This is a genomic window from Sulfitobacter undariae (genome assembly GCF_014196805.1).
Lineage (GTDB): Bacteria > Pseudomonadota > Alphaproteobacteria > Rhodobacterales > Rhodobacteraceae > Sulfitobacter > Sulfitobacter undariae.
Map to the genome: position 1 here is coordinate 185,636 of NZ_JACIEI010000002.1, position 17,200 is coordinate 202,835.

Annotated in this window: 19 protein-coding genes; 8 read left to right on the forward strand and 11 right to left on the reverse strand. The window is 55.5% G+C overall.

Annotation, left to right across the window (positions count from 1 at the left end; genetic code table 11):
- Positions 1 to 57: 57 nt before the first annotated feature.
- Positions 58 to 1,707 carry a chaperonin GroEL gene (groL, locus tag GGR95_RS04365; RefSeq protein WP_184563182.1) on the forward strand — a complete coding sequence of 550 codons (1,650 nt, stop codon included), beginning with the start codon at positions 58 to 60 and terminating at the stop codon, positions 1,705 to 1,707.
- A gap of 186 nt (positions 1,708 to 1,893) precedes the next feature.
- A complete protein-coding gene (locus tag GGR95_RS04370) occupies positions 1,894 to 2,730 on the forward strand; it encodes a DMT family transporter (RefSeq protein WP_184563184.1) in 837 nt (278 codons plus the stop codon).
- Here GGR95_RS04370 and GGR95_RS04375 read toward each other — a convergent pair.
- On the reverse strand, positions 2,720 to 3,178 hold the full coding sequence (locus GGR95_RS04375) for an NUDIX domain-containing protein (protein ID WP_184563186.1): 459 nt from the start codon (positions 3,176 to 3,178) through the stop codon (positions 2,720 to 2,722). The two genes, GGR95_RS04370 and GGR95_RS04375, sit on opposite strands and share 11 nt — an antisense overlap.
- 71 nt (positions 3,179 to 3,249) lie before the next feature.
- Between GGR95_RS04375 and GGR95_RS04380 the strand changes: the two genes are divergently transcribed.
- Positions 3,250 to 4,026, forward strand: coding sequence for an alpha/beta hydrolase (locus GGR95_RS04380; RefSeq protein ID WP_184563188.1), 777 nt, complete (start codon positions 3,250 to 3,252; stop codon positions 4,024 to 4,026).
- Positions 4,013 to 5,155 carry an alpha-D-ribose 1-methylphosphonate 5-triphosphate diphosphatase gene (locus tag GGR95_RS04385; RefSeq protein ID WP_184563190.1) on the forward strand — a complete coding sequence of 381 codons (1,143 nt, stop codon included), beginning with the start codon at positions 4,013 to 4,015 and terminating at the stop codon, positions 5,153 to 5,155. The genes GGR95_RS04380 and GGR95_RS04385 overlap by 14 nt, the downstream gene beginning before the upstream one ends.
- 22 nt (positions 5,156 to 5,177) lie before the next feature.
- Here GGR95_RS04385 and GGR95_RS04390 read toward each other — a convergent pair whose 3' ends face one another.
- From GGR95_RS04390 to GGR95_RS04400, 3 genes are all read right to left on the reverse strand, one after another.
- A complete protein-coding gene (locus GGR95_RS04390) occupies positions 5,178 to 6,245 on the reverse strand; it encodes a 5-(carboxyamino)imidazole ribonucleotide synthase (protein WP_184563192.1) in 1,068 nt (355 codons plus the stop codon).
- Positions 6,238 to 6,726, reverse strand: coding sequence for a 5-(carboxyamino)imidazole ribonucleotide mutase (gene purE, locus GGR95_RS04395; RefSeq protein ID WP_184563194.1), 489 nt, complete (start codon positions 6,724 to 6,726; stop codon positions 6,238 to 6,240). The genes GGR95_RS04390 and purE overlap by 8 nt, the downstream gene beginning before the upstream one ends.
- Positions 6,727 to 6,861: 135 nt before the next feature.
- On the reverse strand, positions 6,862 to 7,086 hold the full coding sequence (locus GGR95_RS04400; RefSeq protein ID WP_184563196.1) for a YdcH family protein: 225 nt from the start codon (positions 7,084 to 7,086) through the stop codon (positions 6,862 to 6,864).
- A gap of 165 nt (positions 7,087 to 7,251) precedes the next feature.
- On the opposite strand from GGR95_RS04400, the gene GGR95_RS04405 reads away from it, so the two are divergent.
- The 3 genes from GGR95_RS04405 to GGR95_RS04415 all read left to right on the forward strand — a co-directional run bounded on the left by GGR95_RS04405 (position 7,252) and on the right by GGR95_RS04415 (position 8,842).
- Complete coding sequence (locus tag GGR95_RS04405) at positions 7,252 to 7,665, forward strand: Hsp20 family protein (RefSeq protein WP_184563198.1); 414 nt, start codon at positions 7,252 to 7,254, stop codon at positions 7,663 to 7,665.
- A 3-nt stretch (positions 7,666 to 7,668) separates the two neighbouring features.
- Complete coding sequence (locus GGR95_RS04410; protein WP_184563200.1) at positions 7,669 to 7,890, forward strand: DUF1150 family protein; 222 nt, start codon at positions 7,669 to 7,671, stop codon at positions 7,888 to 7,890.
- A 79-nt stretch (positions 7,891 to 7,969) separates the two neighbouring features.
- Positions 7,970 to 8,842, forward strand: a complete 873-nt coding sequence (locus GGR95_RS04415; RefSeq protein ID WP_184563202.1) for a PhzF family phenazine biosynthesis protein — start codon at positions 7,970 to 7,972, stop codon at positions 8,840 to 8,842.
- Positions 8,843 to 8,977: 135 nt separating this feature from the next.
- On the opposite strand, the gene GGR95_RS04420 is transcribed toward GGR95_RS04415, so the two are convergent.
- Positions 8,978 to 11,053, reverse strand: coding sequence for a bifunctional sulfate adenylyltransferase/adenylylsulfate kinase (locus GGR95_RS04420; protein ID WP_184563203.1), 2,076 nt, complete (start codon positions 11,051 to 11,053; stop codon positions 8,978 to 8,980).
- A 177-nt stretch (positions 11,054 to 11,230) separates the two neighbouring features.
- Complete coding sequence (gene trxB / locus GGR95_RS04425; protein WP_184563205.1) at positions 11,231 to 12,178, reverse strand: thioredoxin-disulfide reductase; 948 nt, start codon at positions 12,176 to 12,178, stop codon at positions 11,231 to 11,233.
- Between the two features lie 236 nt (positions 12,179 to 12,414).
- On the opposite strand from trxB, the gene GGR95_RS04430 reads away from it, so the two are divergent.
- Positions 12,415 to 12,915, forward strand: a complete 501-nt coding sequence (locus GGR95_RS04430; RefSeq protein WP_184563207.1) for an Lrp/AsnC family transcriptional regulator — start codon at positions 12,415 to 12,417, stop codon at positions 12,913 to 12,915.
- Positions 12,916 to 12,944: 29 nt separating this feature from the next.
- Here GGR95_RS04430 and GGR95_RS04435 read toward each other — a convergent pair whose 3' ends face one another.
- The 5 genes from GGR95_RS04435 to lgt form a co-directional block, all read right to left on the reverse strand.
- Entirely contained in the window at positions 12,945 to 13,706 is a 762-nt protein-coding gene (locus GGR95_RS04435; RefSeq protein WP_246423282.1) for a Hint domain-containing protein, read from the reverse strand.
- Between the two features lie 327 nt (positions 13,707 to 14,033).
- Positions 14,034 to 14,180, reverse strand: coding sequence for a hypothetical protein (locus tag GGR95_RS04440; RefSeq protein ID WP_184563208.1), 147 nt, complete (start codon positions 14,178 to 14,180; stop codon positions 14,034 to 14,036).
- A gap of 287 nt (positions 14,181 to 14,467) precedes the next feature.
- Entirely contained in the window at positions 14,468 to 15,220 is a 753-nt protein-coding gene (gene pgeF / locus GGR95_RS04445; RefSeq protein ID WP_184563210.1) for a peptidoglycan editing factor PgeF, read from the reverse strand.
- Positions 15,217 to 16,278: a class I SAM-dependent methyltransferase gene (locus GGR95_RS04450; protein ID WP_184563212.1), complete on the reverse strand. Its 1,062-nt coding sequence runs from the start codon at positions 16,276 to 16,278 to the stop codon at positions 15,217 to 15,219. Before GGR95_RS04450 ends, pgeF begins: the two co-directional genes overlap by 4 nt.
- Positions 16,275 to 17,159 (reverse strand): prolipoprotein diacylglyceryl transferase, encoded by an 885-nt coding sequence (gene lgt, locus GGR95_RS04455; RefSeq protein ID WP_184563215.1) that lies wholly within the window; start codon positions 17,157 to 17,159, stop codon positions 16,275 to 16,277. Before lgt ends, GGR95_RS04450 begins: the two co-directional genes overlap by 4 nt.
- Between the last annotated feature and the right edge of the window lie 41 nt (positions 17,160 to 17,200).

Genomic DNA, 17,200 nt, shown 5'->3' on the forward strand with positions numbered 1-17,200 from the left:
GGTTTTACCCATCCTACGACAAGCTTCACATCAAACCAATTTTAGGAGACTTTGAATATGTCTGCAAAAGACGTCAAATTCGGTACCGACGCGCGTAACAAGATGCTCAAGGGTGTGAACATCCTGGCGGACGCGGTTAAGGTAACACTGGGCCCCAAAGGCCGTAACGTGGTTCTGGATAAATCATTCGGCGCCCCACGCATCACCAAAGACGGTGTATCCGTGGCCAAAGAAATCGAACTGGAAGACAAGTTCGAAAACATGGGCGCACAAATGGTTAAGGAAGTTGCTTCCCGTACCAATGACGAAGCAGGCGACGGTACAACAACCGCAACTGTTCTGGCCCAAGCCATCGTCAAAGAAGGCATGAAATCAGTTGCAGCGGGCATGAACCCGATGGATCTGAAACGCGGTATCGACTTGGCAACAGCCAAAGTTGTTGAAGCGATCAAAGCAGCAGCACGCCCTGTCAACGACAGCGACGAAGTTGCACAAGTTGGTACAATCTCCGCCAACGGCGAAGCAGAAATCGGTCGTCAGATCGCAGACGCGATGCAAAAAGTCGGTAACGAAGGCGTTATCACTGTTGAAGAGAACAAAGGTCTGGAAACAGAAACCGATGTTGTTGAAGGCATGCAGTTCGACCGCGGTTACCTGTCCCCTTACTTCGTGACAAACTCCGACAAAATGACAGTTGAGCTGGAAGACGCGATCATCCTGCTTCACGAGAAAAAACTGTCCTCACTTCAGCCAATGGTTCCACTGCTCGAGCAGGTGATCCAGTCGCAGAAACCGCTTCTGATCATCTCGGAAGATGTTGAAGGCGAAGCGCTTGCAACTCTGGTTGTGAACAAACTGCGTGGCGGCCTGAAAATTGCTGCGGTCAAAGCACCTGGTTTCGGCGATCGCCGCAAAGCCATGCTGCAAGACCTTGCAGTTCTGACAGGCGGTCAAGTGATCTCCGAAGATCTGGGCATGAAGCTTGAGTCCGTTACAATGGACATGCTGGGTTCCGCCAAGAAAGTGTCGATCACGAAAGACACCACAACAATCGTTGATGGCGCGGGCGAGAAGGCCGAGATCGAAGCACGTGTTGCTCAGATCCGTAACCAGATCGAAGAAACAACATCCGACTACGACAAAGAGAAACTGCAAGAGCGCGTAGCCAAACTGGCTGGTGGTGTTGCTGTTATCCGCGTTGGCGGCATGTCCGAAGTGGAAGTCAAAGAGCGTAAAGACCGCGTTGACGATGCACTGAACGCGACACGCGCTGCTGTTCAAGAAGGTGTTGTTGTTGGCGGTGGTGTTGCACTGATCCAAGGTGGCAAAGCGCTTGACGGTCTTAAGGGTGCAAACTCTGACCAAGACGTTGGTATCGCAATCATCCGTCGTGCGCTCGAAGCGCCACTGCGTCAGATTGCTGAAAACTCCGGCGTTGACGGTTCCGTTGTTGCGGGCAAAATCCGCGAAAGCACCGACGTTACTTTTGGCTTTAACGCACAAACAGAAGAATATGGCGACATGTTCAAGTTTGGTGTCATCGACCCTGCTAAAGTAGTCCGCACAGCCCTGCAAGACGCAGCATCCGTTGCTGGCCTGCTGATCACAACCGAAGCAATGGTTGCTGATCGTCCATCCAAAGATGGCGGCGCCGGTGGCGGCATGCCTGACATGGGCGGCATGGGCGGCATGGGCGGCATGATGTAAGTAGGTTTTGCAATCGCAAAATCTGCCGATCAGCTGATCAGGCTATAGCGCAAAGGGCTCCTTAGGGGGCCCTTTGTCACGTTTACAGGCGTGAGTTGCGTGTTGGTTAACGAAAAATTTACTCCATCTGCTGGCCAAGTCATTGTTTGTACTTGGAGGCTGTCGCACGACGCGTTAGGCGGGATTATGCGTTTGATTTTCCTAACTGCCCTGACCATGTGCGCCTTTGCCGCCAACTCTCTATTGACCCGTGCGGCAGTAGAGGGCGGACACCTGAGCCCTGCCGCCTTTGCGATAGTGCGCGTGGCGTCTGGGGCATTGATACTTGCGATTTTGGTTGCGGTTCGCGGTGGCACGCTGCCGCTTTTGCATAAATCACGTTTGACGGGGGCCGTGAGCCTGACTGCCTATGTAGCAGGGTTTTCGCTGGCCTATCTCACACTTGATGCAGGGCTGGGCGCGTTGATTTTGTTCGGTGTTACGCAGATAACGATGTTTGCCCATTCGGCCCTGACGGGCCAAACGCCAACCTCGCGCCAGTTGAGCGGAGCGGTAGCCGCTTTTGGCGGTTTGGTCTTGGTGCTCTGGCCAAGTGGTGGCAACGTGACCGACCCTGTCGGGGCGGCATTGATGGTATTGGCAGGCATCGGTTGGGCTGCATATTCGATAGCGGGGCGTACCGCGACGGACCCATTGGCGGCAACGGGCGCAAACTTTCTCCTGTGTTTACCGCTGTTGATTGCTGTTCTATTGCTGGGAGGGATCGGGTTAGACGGGGATACGTGGGGCATTACTTTCGCCGTTATTTCAGGCGGGCTGATGTCTGGGTTGGGATATGCGTTGTGGTATAATGTGCTGCGGCAAATGCAGGGTACGACAGCGGCGGTGGTTCAGCTAAGTGTGCCAATCATCGCCATAGCCGCAGGGGCGCTTATGCTGGGCGAAACGGTGCAGCCTGTTGTGATTGTCGCTGCTGCATTGGTTGTGGGCGGTATCGGATGGGCCGTGACCGCTAAACGATAATCGGCTCCAGTGGATCATAGGTGATGCCATTGGTATCGCCCCACGCCACTGCGACCAAGCTGTCAGGTTTGACACGCAACTGCGCCATCTGTGCACGCGTCACCCAACGCCGCTGGGTTATAATTTCATCCACATCTTCCCAGTTTTCGTCTAGCGTCGCAGCGCTGACCAAGGTGCAGCGAAAGTAGATATCGACCTGATGGAAACTGCCGTTTGGGTCGTGGAACTCGTTTACCAGACACGGTGCACCGACGGTGATATCCAAACCCGTTTCTTCATAGACCTCACGGATCAGGTTGTCGGGCAATGCACTGCCACGTTCCACCCCGCCGCCAGGCGCGCACATGAGATCGCTTTTATCTTCTGGCCATGCGTTGACCAGTAACAGATGGTTATCGTGCAAAATGAGGGCACGTGCGGCAAGGCGCGGCGATGATATGGGCGTCATTTTGCGATCCGATCTGTGTGATGCTGCGTAGGGGGCTTACAACTGTGCGGATTGGGACTACATAGCGTGCCATGAGATTGATTTTGATTATATGTGCCCTCGGGCTGACGGCAAGCGGAGCACAAGCCCGCTGTGTTGTTTTGTTGCATGGGTTGGCCCGCACGGAGACCTCCTTTGCCCTGATGGAAGCAGCACTGGAGGCGGAGGGCTGGCGCGTTGTGCGGCCCGGGTATCCGTCGACAGAGGCGCCGATTGAAGAGCTGACGGAGCGCACATTACCTGATGCGCTGGCAGCTTGCGGGACGCCCAAAGTCGATTTTGTCACCCACTCAATGGGTGGGATTTTGCTGCGTCAATGGGTCGCCGAAGTTGGCCCCGACCGGATCGGGCGTGTGGTGATGTTGGGGCCGCCCAATAAAGGCAGTGAAGTTGTAGATCAACTGCGCGATGTCGTCGCCTTTGACTGGATCAATGGCCCTGCGGGAATGCAGATGGGGACGGGCCCGGACTCTCTTCCGCTGCGCTTGCCCCCTGCGAATTTTGAACTGGGTGTGATAGCTGGCACACAATCGCTGAACCCCTACTTCTCGTCGCTGCTAGAGGGGCCAGACGATGGTAAAGTCTCGGTGGCGTCCACGCGCCTTCAAGGCATGCGAGCGCATCTGACCTTGCCTGTGACCCATACTTTTATGATGAATAACCCTCGTGTGATTGCGCAGACGGTGAATTTTCTGCGAGATGGAAAATTTGAAAAAAACATGACGCTGTTGGGGGCTGTGCTGGAACAGTTGGGGTGCCCAGAAGGCGGTTGCTTGCCGGGAATTGAGGAACCAGATGCTCAACCTTGATGTGACAGGTGCCGAAATTCTTGGCCCTCAAGGCATACACCGTGATGGTTTGTCTTTTGCGGATGGCGTGATTGTAGACGGGCCTGCGGGGCGGTCTGTTGATCTGAGCGGCTATCTGGTGTTGCCCGGCATTGTTGACGTGCATGGGGACGGATTTGAGCGTCATCTGGCACCGCGCCGTGGTGCAATGAAGCAAATGTCGGAGGGGCTGGTTGCTGTTGAGGCAGAGCTGGCGGCGAACGGGATCACCACAGCGACACTCGCACAATTTGTGAGTTGGGAAGGCGGCGTGCGTAGTCTGGAATTTGCCGAACAAGTGTTTTCGCATTTGCGCGATGTGGCCCCCTCAATGGTCACTGATCTGCGTGGGCAATTACGGTTTGAGACCTATCAACTAGACCTTTTTGAAGATTTGCCAGATCGAATGGCGGAGTGGGGCCTGCGGTATATCGTGTTTAACGATCACCTCCCGCACGAACGTCTGCAAAAAGGTGTGCAGCCACGGCGTCTGGTGTCGCAAGCCCTAAAGGCACGGCGCAGTCCTGAAAAGCATTTGGCGATGATGCACGCCATGGAGGCGCGCAGTGAAGAGGTGCCAGCAGCCTTGGACCATCTGTGCAAGCAACTGGCCGCGCAGGGTATTTCCATGGGCAGTCATGACGATACTACAGCCGAAGGCCGCGCCATTTGGGCCGCACGCGGTGTGACTGTGGCAGAGTTCCCCGAGACGCTGGAAGCCGCTGAGGCGGCGGCCTCACAGGGTGGGATTGTTGTGATGGGATCGCCGAATGTGGTGCGGGGCGGATCACATAATCTTAATGTTTCGGCGGTTGATTTGATTGCGATGGGCTATTGTGATGCGCTGGCATCCGATTACCACTATCCCAGTGCACGCCGCGCAGCCTTGATGCTGTGGCAAAACGGTATGCGTGATTTGGCTGGTGCTTGGGGGTTGGTCTCGGCGGGGCCGGCAGCGGTGTTGGGCCTGACAGATCGTGGTGTGCTTGAGGCAGGAAAACGCGCCGATATGGTTATACTAGAGCGCGACAGCCTGCGCGTGGCAGCCACATTGGTGCAGGGTCGTGTAAGCTATATGTGCGGTGATATTGCCGCGCGCTTTTTAGCCTGAAGGCGCACGGCAAAGCGGATTTTTAGGTTTTGATACGGTTGACGTGACCCATCTTGCGGCCCGCTTTGGTTTCAACTTTGCCATAGAGGTGGATCGCACAATTTTGCTCACGCGCAAGCGTTGGCACCTTGTCCATATCATCCCCGATCAGGTTTTCCATCACCACATCCGAGTGGCGGCTGCCATCGCCCAGCGGCCAACCGGCAATGGCGCGGATGTGTTGCTCAAACTGGTCAACGGCACAGCCATTCTGTGTCCAATGTCCAGAGTTATGCACACGCGGAGCGATTTCGTTCACGATCAGACCTTTAGGGGTCACAAACAGCTCAACCCCCATCACGCCCACGTAATCGAGCATGTTAAGGATTTTACCCGCCAGCAGCACCGCATCCATCCGCAGGCTGGCGGGAATGTTAGCAGGCACCGTTGTGGTGTGCAAAATGCCATCGCGGTGGATGTTTTCACCGGGGTCATAGCAGGCCACTTCGCCTTGCGGGTTGCGCGCTGCGATGATGGAAATCTCTGACGTGAAAGTCACAAAACCCTCCAACACAGCAGGCGCACCTGCCATATCGGCAAGGGCGGTGGCGGCGTCTTGGGGGGACTTCAGGCGCGCTTGACCTTTGCCATCATAGCCAAAGCGACGGGTTTTCAGGATTGCGGGTGTGCCGATGGTGGTAAGGGCGGCATCAAGGCTGGCGGCGTCCGTGATATCGGCAAAAGGTGCGACGGTCAGGCCGATGTCTTGCAGGAATGCCTTTTCCACAAGCCTGTCTTGGGAGGTGCCAAGGGCACGGCGGTTGGGATGGATCGGGGTAATGGCCTCGATGATGTCCAACGCTTCGGTTGGGATGTTCTCGAACTCATAGGTAACAAGATCAACGGACCTCGCAAATGCGGTGAGGGCGGCCACATCGTCGTAAGGCGCTGTTGTGACGGCATGGGCCACGTCAGCCGCAGGCGGGTTGCTTGCGGGTTCATAAACATGGGTGTGCAACCCAAGCCGTGCAGCGGCGACCGACAGCATGCGGCCTAATTGACCGCCGCCAAGGATGCCAATGGTTGCGCCAGTGGGGAGGGGATTAGTCATCAGTGGGGGCTTCCGGAATTGAGGCAGAAAGGGCGGTGCGCCATGCGTCAAGGCGGGCGGCGAGCGCTGGTTCTTGCAGCGCGAGGATGCCAGCAGCCATCAGCGCGGCATTTGCGGCACCGGGGGCACCGATGGCCATTGTGGCTACGGGGTAGCCACGCGGCATTTGCAGGATGGAGTAGAGGCTGTCGACGCCAGAAAGTGCTTTGGTCAATATTGGCACGCCGATCACCGGCACGCGGGTCTTGGATGCCATCATGCCGGGCAGATGCGCCGCACCTCCAGCGCCAGCGATGATCACTTGCAATCCACGTTCGGCAGCAGTTTTGCCGTAGTCCCACAGGCGGTCAGGGGTCCGGTGGGCGGACACAATCCGCGTCTCATAGGCGATGCCCAATTCGTCCAATAGCGTTGCGGCTTCGCGCATGGTGGGCCAGTCGGACTGCGAGCCCATGATGATGCCAACGGGGGGGGTGCTCATTGCGGTGCGGCCTTCTTCGTCAGGAAAAGTAAGCGGTCACTATAGCCATTCAAGGTGGCGGGGCAATGTGGTGTTCATTCAAAAATACGCAGGTAGCCAGATATGTTTGCTTGAGAATATCTCTCTGGGCAGGGCCTAGGCAAGAATATCGGGCGTCAGGCGGTCTTCGATCCGCGCAATGCGGTCTTTCAGCTGCAATTTGCGCCGTTTTAGCCGTTGGAGGGTCAGTTGATCAGAGGTGCCGCGTTCTGTGAGTGCCGTGATGGCTTCGTCAAGATCGCGATGCTCACTGCGGAATACTTCCAGTTCGACGCGCAGAACTTCATCGTTTTCCATGGATAAGTCTCTGGGCGGGTTCATAGGGTCTCTGATTCTGGCTAATATTTGGTGTTTTGACCATATGCCGTATCTGCCGTGTCGCCTAGCCCTTGCACGGCGCGTAAATGCTTCCCATATTAAACAGGTGACGCAGCCAATTGCGGGGCGTCGCAGACTGTCGCTTGAGAATATAAGGACGTGTCGCAGATGACGAAACTTACGCTTGCATCATATCCCCATATGTTGGGATTTGAACAGCTGGAGCGGGTGCTGGAACGCAGCGCTAAATCCGGCAACGAAGGCTATCCGCCTTTTAACATTGAACAAACTTCGGAGCGGAGCTACCGCATCACGCTGGCTGTGGCTGGTTTTTCCGAAAATGATCTGTCTATCACCGTCGAAGACCGCCAGCTGGTCATTCGCGGCAGACATCAAGACGACAGCGATGGGCGTGTGTTTTTGCACCGCGGCATTGCAGGGCGCCAGTTCCAACGCAGCTTTGTGTTGGCGGACGGTGTCGAAGTGGGCGAGGCCCTGATGGAAAACGGTCTGCTGCATGTGGACCTGACCCAAGCCAAACCTGAAATGGTCGTGCAGACGATCAATATCCGAAAGGGGTAAAAGATGGGAAATACTGAAACAACGGGACCAATGGACCGGACTGTTTACGTCAAGACAATTGCCGTAACCGATCTCCCCCGCGAAGTGCGTGATCAGGCCGAAGGGCTGGAGCAGTTGTACGCGGTGCATGACGCCGAGGGCCAACAACTGGCGCTGGTCGGCGACCGCAAACTGGCGTTTGATTTGGCGCGTGAGCACAACTACGCGCCTGTATTGGTACATTAAATCCATTGACCTCATGGGTCAGTGAGAGATGGTAAAGGGGTCGCATTTTCTGCGACCCCTTTTGTATGTGGAGACGGTGATGGCGTTTGAATTTGACTGGGTGGATGCGTTCACGGATGAGGTGTTCGGCGGCAACGGCTGTGCGGTGGTGCATGGCGGCGCGGTGCTGTCTGATGAAACCTGCATTGCCTATGTGCGTGAAACGTCACTTGTTGAATGTACGTTCACAGGGCCATCTGACATCGCCGACATCCGTGTGCGTTACTTTCTGGCCAGTCGTGAAATTCCGTTTGCGGGCCACCCGACTGTGGCCACTGTTGTGGCGATGCGCAAAAGGGGCATGATCACAGACGGGCCTTTGGTTCTGGAAACAGCGGCTGGGCCGGTACCTGTTGAGGTGCGAGGCGACCGCGTGACCATGACTCAGATTGCGCCTCAGTTCGGACCGCGTGTTGATGCAGGTTTGGTTGCTGCCGTGGGTGGGATTGATGCCGCTGACATTATCCAGCCGCCGCAGATTGTTTCAACGGGTTTGCCGTTTTGCATCACTGTCTTGCGGGACCGCGCAACGTTGGATCGTGTTACGCTTAATCTGGATGCGCTTGACGCCTATGCGGCTGCGCTGGGTCTTGATGGGAACAACATGATGGAGCCGTTTTGGGTGATATTAGAAGGCGCGAGCGAAAGCGGCGATACTTTCAGCCGCCTTCTTATGGCACCGCCCAGCCCAACCGAAGACCCTTTCACTGGTTCAGCCACAGGGTGCATGGCAGCGTATCTTTGGGCGCAAGGGTTGATTGAGGCGCCGCATTTTGTAGCAGAGCAGGGTCACAGCATGGGCCGCGCAGGGCAAGCGCAGGTAAGCGTGCTGGGCCCACGGGATGGGATTGCGGGCGTACAGGTCAGTGGGCGGGGGGCACTGGTGATGTCAGGAAAGGTTCACTTAGAGTGACAAACGTGAGAGTGCTACACCTCTGAACCTGAGCCACTGTTTCTCACGGTCAGGTTGGTTGTTCACGACGTAGCTTGTAGATTAAAGGCCAACCTCGAGAGGCTGGCCTTTAATTTAATTCATGCCCTAAAGCGATCAGCCTTTGATCAGGCCCATGCTCTCCAGCTTGAGCAGGACTTGATGCGCGCAGTTGTCTACATCAACGTTCTCAGTCTCAACCGACAGTTCAGGGCTTGCAGGTACATCGTAGGGGTCTGAAATTCCTGTGAATTCCTTGATTTTGCCTTCACGCGCCAGCTTGTATAGGCCTTTGCGGTCGCGGCGTTCGCATTCTTCTATTGATGTCGCTACGTGCACTTCAACAAAGGCACCAAAGTTCTCTACATCTTCACGCACAGCGCGGCGGGTGGTTGCATAGGGCGCGATCGGCGCACAGATGGCGATACCGCCGTTTTTGGTGATCTCACTTGCGACATAACCGATGCGGCGGATGTTCAGGTCGCGATGCTCTTTGCTAAAGCCCAGTTCGGAAGACAGGTTTTTGCGAACAATGTCACCGTCCAGCAATGTCACAGGGCGGCCGCCTTGCTCCATCAACTTAACCATCAAAGCGTTGGCGATGGTGGATTTACCCGAGCCGGAGAAGCCTGTGAAGAAAACAGTAAAGCCTTGATTGGCGCGTGGCGGTTTTGTGCGGCGCAGTTCTTTTACAACTTCAGGGAAGGAGAACCATTCGGGGATTTCCAAGCCTTCTTGTAGGCGGCGACGCAGTTCTGTGCCCGAAATGTTCAGGATGGTCACATCGTCTTTGTCTTTGATTTCATCCATGGCCTCATATTGAGCGCGCTCTTGCACCCAAACCATGTGTTTGAAATCGACCATTTCGATGCCCATTTCTTCTTGATGCGCGCGGAACAGATCTTGCGCGTCATAGGGGCCATAGAAATCGTCACCGGCAGAGTTTTTGCCAGGGCCTGCGTGATCTCGGCCGACGATGAAGTGTGTGCAGCCGTGGTTTTTACGGATCAGGCCATGCCAAACAGCCTCGCGCGGTCCTGCCATACGCATGGCGAGGTTCAGCAAGGACATGGATGTTGTCGATTGTGGGTATTGATCCAGAACCGCCTCATAGCAGCGCACGCGGGTAAAGTGATCTACATCGCCAGGCTTGGTCAGGCCGACAACGGGGTGGATCAGCAAGTTGGCTTGGGCTTCGCGTGCGGCGCGGAACGTCAGCTCTTGGTGGGCACGGTGCAGTGGGTTACGTGTTTGGAAGGCAACCACTTTGCGCCAGCCCATTTTGCGGAAATAGGCACGCAATTCGTTTGGTGTGTCGCGGCGGGCTTTGAAATCATAATGAACAGGCTGTTGAAGGCCTGTGATCGGGCCGCCAAGATATACTTTGCCAGCTTGGTTGTGCAGGTAGTTCACAGCAGGGTGGGCGCTATCGTCGGCACCGAATACTTTTTCAGCTTCCAGCGATTTGTTCGGCACCCAATTGTCGGTGATTGTCATGGTGGCAAGGATCACGCCTTCTTGGTCCCGCAAGGCGATGTCTTGGCCAACTTCCAATTTGCCTGCGAACTCTTCGGACACGTCCAAAGTGATCGGCATAGGCCACAGGCTGCCGTCTGCCAAACGCATTTTTTCAACAACGCCGTCATAGTCTTCTTGGGACAAGAAGCCTTTGAGCGGGTTGAACCCGCCATTCAACAGGAGCTCTAGGTCGCATATCTGGCGGGGTGTCAGATCATGGCTAACCAGGTCCGAAGCTTCAAATTTCAGCTTTTCGGCACTGTCATAAGAGACATAGAGTTCCGGGATTGGGGCGAGATTGTTTTGCATGAGTTTGGTCCTTACTTTTAAGGGAGACAGGCCTGAATTTGTGCCGGTTAATTCCGCATGAAGTGCGTCGTATTCTGCAAATTTTCGGGCTAAAAATTGATCCGTGAGGCGGTTTTTCTCGGCCGCGCCACGGGTTGTGATTGTATAGGTGAATCGGGCCCGTTTGTCTGGGCCATGGTGATCATTGATATTCACAAGGCCGGCATCAGCGGCGTGGCGTAGTAGCGCATTAAAGCGCCCCAATGAAACGCCAATCGCAGTCGCTGTCGCCCTTTGGGACGCCGACGGTGCGATATCCAGCTGCCTGAGCAGGCGGAACATTTGATCCTCCTGTTCGGAGGAGGCTTTTTCGGGCGACATTGCCATTTTTAAGTCTCGATCACTTTGTACTAAGGGGGGCATAGATGAAAAGTATGTTCATGCAAGAACATACTTGTGTCGAGATTAAGATGTGGCACTGAAAGCACGCTCCAATTACGCAAAAAGCCATGTGCACCTCCGTGCGCATGGCTTTCAAGTTTCTCAAAAAGGTTGTGGTGGTGTTTAGGTTGGATCAGTTTCAGCAAGGAACCGTTCGGCTTCCAGTGCCGCCATGCAGCCCATGCCCGCGCTTGTGACGGCTTGGCGGTATTTGTGGTCCGTCAGATCGCCTGCTGCGAAAACACCGGGGATAGAGGTTTCTGTGCTATCGGGTTTCGTGACAACATAGCCGCCCATATGCGTTTCCAGCGTGTCTTTTACCAACTCATTTGCAGGTGCGTGGCCGATGGCGACAAAGACGCCTTTGCAAGGAATGTCGGTGATCTCGCCTGTTTTGACGTTCTTAACTTTAATGCCTTCTACGCCCAGCGGGCTGTCGGTGCCGTATACTTCTTCAAGCTGGTTAAACCAAAGGGGTGCAATTTTAGGGTTCTTTTCCAAACGGTCAATCAGAATTTTTTCGGCGCGCAATTCATCGCGGCGGTGAACCAGTGTAACCTTGGAGGCGAAATTGGTGAGGAAGAGTGCTTCTTCTACAGCGGTGTTGCCGCCGCCGATAACCACAATTTCCTGACCACGGTAAAAGAAGCCGTCACAGGTGGCGCAAGCGGATACGCCAAAGCCTTTGAATTTCTCCTCGGTGTCGAGGCCCAGCCATTTGGCACGTGCGCCCGTCGCAAGAATCACAGCATCCGCCACATATTTTGTGCCGCTGTCGCCCGTGGCGGTGAAGGGGCGTTTGCTCAGGTCGAGGTCGGTGATGATGTCGCCGATGATCTCTGTTCCCATCGCCTTGGCGTGCGCTTCCATGCGCAGCATCAGATCGGGGCCTTGTACCTCGGAATCACCAGGCCAGTTTTCAACCTCGGTGGTGGTGGTCAATTGGCCGCCCGGTTCGATGCCCTGCACAAGGATTGGATCCAGCATGGCGCGGCTTGCGTATACGCCAGCGGTATAGCCAGCGGGGCCGGAGCCGATGATCAAAAGCTTGGTTTTGCGTGTCTCGGCCATGGGGTGTCCTTTATGAGCGGGATTGGGGCTGTGAGGGAATCTGTGTCCGGAGGATATATACACGTGACGCCGATTTTAAACCCCTTGTAGGCTTGCACCAGCTGCTTGATTGCGCCAAAGCAGTGTCTCCGAGCGCAAACTCCATAGTTAAATCGACTGGATCATGCGTATTGGTGAAAGATTATTGCGCATACTGTGGCGCTCTGTATAACAAATGCAAATCCAGAGGGGGATGTATGGCAGGTACACGGCTTGATCCGATTGACCGGAAAATTTTGGCTGAATTGCAGGCTGACGGGCGCATGACCAATGTGGAATTGGCCAAGCGTGTTGGCATTTCCGCGCCTCCCTGCCTGCGCCGCGTGCGCACTTTGGAAGAGCAGGGGTATATCTGCGGCTATCATGCGGACGTTGATGCGCGCGAATTGGGTTTCGAGGTGCAGGTGTTTGCAATGGTGGGGCTGAATTCACAGGCTGAATCTGACCTCTCGGCATTTGAGGGTCGCTGTCGCGAGTGGCCGCTTGTGCGCGAATGTCACATGCTGAATGGCGAGGTGGATTTCATGCTGAAATGTGTGGCGCCTGACTTGTCGAGCTTTCAAAGCTTCTTGACAGGGCAGCTTTTGACGGCCGCCAATGTTGCAAGCGTCAAAACATCATTGGTCATACGGAACGCCAAGGATGACCCCGGTGTTCCGTTTGATGTCTTGGAAGATCGCTTGCGCGTGCAGGCCTGACCCAAAAAGGCCAACACGGCTTACGCAATTTAGTGAGTGTCGATCTCGGGAGTACGAGGGTGTGCCAGCGGGCCGAAGTCAGACATATGGCTGATCCGTGGAAACATCGAGATAAAGCGATCACGCAATGTATGGCTTACATCGCGCATTGCATGGGCGCCCGGGTGGAAAGTTTCCATTTGGATGCCGTCGACATTGATTACGGCATGGCGTGACAGGCAGATATGAAACAGACGCACGGGTGTTGGTGGGTTGATTTCAATGACATTGATACCGTCTACCAGCTTGGATGCTTGGGTTAGTAATTGGCGGCCATCTGCCACTCCGCGCAGAGCGGTAGGCGTGTGCAAAATGCGTGCGCCTGCGCCAACAGTAAGCGAACGTTCGGGGCGTGATTGGCCGAATGCATCTGGCATAATCCGAACGAGTTGGGTGCGCTGACCTGTTTCCGCTGGCGAGAAGGTCGTTGTGCCAACCCATGTCAACTCTGCTGCTTCACCTGTGGCGGTGTTCACCATGTCGCCGGGTTGCAGGTCTTCTACAGCTACATAGCCATTTGGTGTCTGGATCAGGCTGCCGTGGGTGAGTGCCGAAAAGGCATTTTCAAACAGGGCTGTTGCAGGTGCAGTGCTTTGGCCGATGAACAAAGAACCATCTTCGCGCAGCGCCGCGACTTCGTAGTTGCGCTTTGCCGTCTCTTGGACGGGGGTTGCCATGGATGATGTCATCATTCCGAAACCTGATTTACGTGCAGCTGTGCGAGCAGCGATTGAAGTAGCAGTCATAGTCATGTGCTTAACCTATCTTTGGTTGGTCACATCCTTCGTCGGCCCCCACCGACAACGACGGAAATAACGTTTGGGTCATTTCGTGTCTTTCGTTGGACCCAATTCGCCATATTTGGGCCTCATTGTCAAAGTTTGAACAACATTTGCGTAAAATTGAGAGGTAATCTTGGGCTTTTGGGAGGTTTGTTTCAAAGTTCTTGAAAAATGCTGCCACATTTAGGTTTCGAATCAAAAACTCTCCCAGAGAATCAACGCTGGAAGAGTTTGAAGTTTTGAGTGTTAGGTCACTTGAGGGGCTATCACGCTGCCTAGCCCCATGTGGTCAATTGATTAGGCGCTTTTGCGCAGGGGCGCCTTCTGAGTGGCGCGTTTGAGGATAAACGCCGTACGGCGGGCGCCGCGGGCCCAAGGCATGACGGTGTCATTCTCGGCGGCTGCTTTTGTGATCGACTTGATAAAGCGTGTATTGGTTTTCATCATTCTTGTCCTCAGTCTCGTCTCTGGATGGGGCTGTAACCCTTGTTTGAGACTGAGTATGTCGCCCCAATTGGGCCGCATTAGGGCGCAGGACATAATATTCTGGGAAAGATTATAGGCGAATGGGTTTGAAATGTGGCTGCGGACGACATCCTGACAATGGTAGGAAAAACGCCTAATTACTGTTAATTGTGCCGAAATCGGAAACAGTGTTTGAGGTTTTTGCGGTCGCAGGCCTCGGGTAATATGGCCGGCCTATGACGTCACCTGCCTTATTTCTGACTTGATCAAAGCGTGATGGCAGCAATCAGGCGGCCATAGTCTGCTTCTTTCGCGTGGGTCGTGCGGCGATAGGAGTAGAATCGATCAGGGTCGGAGAAAGTACAGTGCCGCGTCCACTCGGCATGACCCACCCCCGCATCGCGCAGGCGGTTCAGGCCAAAGCCCGGCAGGTCGAATAACATCCTGTCACCTTTGCCGTGGATGAAGTGCCGCCCATATGCTGGGTCTTCCGCCAAAAAGCTGTCCATAAATTCTGGCCCAACTTCGTAGGCGCGCTGGCTGATGGCGGGGCCGATAACGGCGGTGATGTTCTCGCGGCGCGCACCTAGGTTTTCCATCGCGTCGATGGTGGCGTGCAAAATGCCATCCAGTGCGCCACGCCATCCCGCATGTGCGGCACCGATCACACCTGCAGTGCTATCGGCAAATAACACGGGCTGGCAATCGGCTGTCAGCACAGACAGTGCGACACCAGAGGTGCATGTGACAAGCGCATCGGCGCGAGGTTTGTCGGCCATAGGGCCGTCTACAGTAACCGCCACGCTTGAGTGGACTTGATGCACACCCAATAGGTGGTCGCGTTCAACGCCCATGGCGTTTGCAACACGGGCACGGTTGATCGCAACGATCTCGGATTGGTCACTTGATCCTTGGCCGCAGTTAAGCCCCGCGAACACACCAGATGACGCCCCCCCCTTACGGGTGAAGAAGCCGTGCTTGACGGACAAAGCGTCTGATCTGAGAATTTCTAACGTCATATTTCCAATCCGGGCAACATTGTCGCGCCCTTGGGGACGATTCCAAAAGTTTTGAACAGGTTTCCCATTTCCTGCGGGTGGGTCAAGCGGCGATGTGCTGCGATATGCGATTCCAGCGCTGCACCGCTTAGAGTTTTTGCAAGAGCCTGTGCGCGTTGCGTAATCCCAAGGCGTTCCAGAAACAGGCCTTGGGGTGTGATGCGGCTGGCAGTGCAAACCGTTACAGCACCAAGCAGGGCTTCGAAATCAACATGCGCGGTTAGGTCGGCATGGCCGGGTGCGTCAAGCGGATCAGCGGGGGCGTGATCTTGTAAGGCTTGTAGCGTATCGCCGAGCGTGCGCCAGTCGCCATAATCAAAGATCAGCGACGCGCCACCGTGGGCTGCGATCCGGTCACATATGGTTGCGAGGGCAGGTGCCGCCGCCGCGCAATCCTCGATCAGGTCACCGTCTTTTGTGTCTTCCAATCGATGCGCTAGGGCGGGTTGGGGCTGTGCAGGGCCAAGGCCAAAGACAAGCGCATCCTCTGCCACACCCACCTGACGTTCGCGCCAGCGGCTGCCATCGCGGACAAACTGTCGGATGGGCAGGGCATCAAAGAACTCATTGGCAATGAGGTACGTCGGCTGTTCGGGCAGCGCGGTGATTGTGTCGATCCAGTGCGGTTCATGGTTTGCTAATGTGTCTGCCTGAACAGCACGTAGCGCAGGCGAGGCCTCTAGTAATGTGATTTCTGCGGCCTCCACAAATCCATCCACACGCTTTGCTGCACGTAAAACATCGGCCATCAATGTGCCGCGCCCAGGTCCGAGTTCGGCCAAAGTGAATGGTTTCGGCGCACCTTGCTCCAGCCAAGTTTGGGCCAAAGCAAGCCCAATGAGTTCGCCGAACATTTGGCTTATCTCCGGCGCTGTGATGAAATCACCCGCCGCGCCAAAGGGCGTGCGGGTGGTGTAGTAGCCATGCTCAGGGTGCAGCAGGCAGGTGGACATGTAGTCATCCAGCCGCATCGGCCCTTGTGCGCGGATCTGGGATATCAGGATATCACGCAGACTCATGCGTTACGCCGCGCCCGTATGACAAAGAATAGGCCGATGGCGATCATGGGCAGGCACAAGATTTGCCCCATGGTGAGGCCATAGTCCCCCATCCGCCATGCGAGGCCCAGCGGATTTCCCTCGGTGATAAATTGCGCATCGGGCTGACGGAAGAATTCCACCACAAACCGCGCCACGCCGTATCCTGCAAGGAAAGTCCCCATTACCATACCCGGCATCTTGAGCGCGCCACGCCGCCACGCCAGCCAGATCAGCAAAGCGCCCAGCACAAGTCCCTCAAGGGCCGCTTCGTAGAGCTGTGAAGGGTGGCGTGCGCAAATGCCTGCTACGTCCGGGCAATATTGCGCGGCCTGTGTCGGAAAGGCGACGCCCCATGGTAGATCAGTCTGTCGGCCCCAAAGTTCACCGTTGATGAAATTGGCAATACGGCCCAGCAGCAGGCCGGGCGCGATGCCGAGGGCAATCAGGTCACCGGCGCTGATTCTCGCGATTTTGTGACGTCCCGTGTAGAGAAATGCCGCGATAATGACGCCAAGTGCACCCCCATGGAAGGACATCCCGCCCTCCCAAACCTTCAAAATCTGTGCAGGATTCGAGAGGTAAAAGCCGGGTTGATAGAACAACACATAGCCCATTCTACCGCCAAGGATCACACCGAGGATCACCCAAGTTAGCAGGTCTTCGATCTGCTCTGCGGTCATCACAGGCGTATCGTTACGCCACAAACGCGGGGTTTTTGCCGCGCGCAGGACCAAACGCCAGCCCAGCAGGATGCCGACAATATAGGCCATCGCATACCAACGTAGGGCAAATGTCATACCGAAAAGAGAGATCGTAAAGATCTCGGGTGAAATGTCGGGGAAGGGGATAAGTGCTTGCATGCGGTGATTGAGCGCGCTCAGGCGGGGAAGTCAACCTTGCA

Excerpts from the sequence above, each read along its gene's own strand:
- GGR95_RS04435 (WP_246423282.1), bottom strand. The coding sequence starts at position 13,706 with ATGACTATGACTGCTACTTCAATCGCTGCTCGCACAGCTGCACGTAAA.
- GGR95_RS04370 (WP_184563184.1), top strand. The coding sequence starts at position 1,894 with ATGCGTTTGATTTTCCTAACTGCCCTGACCATGTGCGCCTTTGCCGCC.
- GGR95_RS04430 (WP_184563207.1), top strand. The coding sequence starts at position 12,415 with ATGGCAGGTACACGGCTTGATCCGATTGACCGGAAAATTTTGGCTGAA.
- GGR95_RS04400 (WP_184563196.1), bottom strand. The coding sequence starts at position 7,086 with ATGAACCCGCCCAGAGACTTATCCATGGAAAACGATGAAGTTCTGCGC.
- GGR95_RS04415 (WP_184563202.1), top strand. The coding sequence starts at position 7,970 with ATGGCGTTTGAATTTGACTGGGTGGATGCGTTCACGGATGAGGTGTTC.
- GGR95_RS04380 (WP_184563188.1), top strand. The coding sequence starts at position 3,250 with ATGAGATTGATTTTGATTATATGTGCCCTCGGGCTGACGGCAAGCGGA.
- GGR95_RS04405 (WP_184563198.1), top strand. The coding sequence starts at position 7,252 with ATGACGAAACTTACGCTTGCATCATATCCCCATATGTTGGGATTTGAA.
- GGR95_RS04420 (WP_184563203.1), bottom strand. The coding sequence starts at position 11,053 with ATGGCAATGTCGCCCGAAAAAGCCTCCTCCGAACAGGAGGATCAAATG.
- lgt (WP_184563215.1), bottom strand. The coding sequence starts at position 17,159 with ATGCAAGCACTTATCCCCTTCCCCGACATTTCACCCGAGATCTTTACG.
- GGR95_RS04385 (WP_184563190.1), top strand. The coding sequence starts at position 4,013 with ATGCTCAACCTTGATGTGACAGGTGCCGAAATTCTTGGCCCTCAAGGC.
- purE (WP_184563194.1), bottom strand. The coding sequence starts at position 6,726 with ATGAGCACCCCCCCCGTTGGCATCATCATGGGCTCGCAGTCCGACTGG.
- GGR95_RS04410 (WP_184563200.1), top strand. The coding sequence starts at position 7,669 with ATGGGAAATACTGAAACAACGGGACCAATGGACCGGACTGTTTACGTC.
- GGR95_RS04390 (WP_184563192.1), bottom strand. The coding sequence starts at position 6,245 with ATGACTAATCCCCTCCCCACTGGCGCAACCATTGGCATCCTTGGCGGC.
- trxB (WP_184563205.1), bottom strand. The coding sequence starts at position 12,178 with ATGGCCGAGACACGCAAAACCAAGCTTTTGATCATCGGCTCCGGCCCC.
- groL (WP_184563182.1), top strand. The coding sequence starts at position 58 with ATGTCTGCAAAAGACGTCAAATTCGGTACCGACGCGCGTAACAAGATG.
- pgeF (WP_184563210.1), bottom strand. The coding sequence starts at position 15,220 with ATGACGTTAGAAATTCTCAGATCAGACGCTTTGTCCGTCAAGCACGGC.
- GGR95_RS04375 (WP_184563186.1), bottom strand. The coding sequence starts at position 3,178 with ATGACGCCCATATCATCGCCGCGCCTTGCCGCACGTGCCCTCATTTTG.
- GGR95_RS04450 (WP_184563212.1), bottom strand. The coding sequence starts at position 16,278 with ATGAGTCTGCGTGATATCCTGATATCCCAGATCCGCGCACAAGGGCCG.
- GGR95_RS04440 (WP_184563208.1), bottom strand. The coding sequence starts at position 14,180 with ATGAAAACCAATACACGCTTTATCAAGTCGATCACAAAAGCAGCCGCC.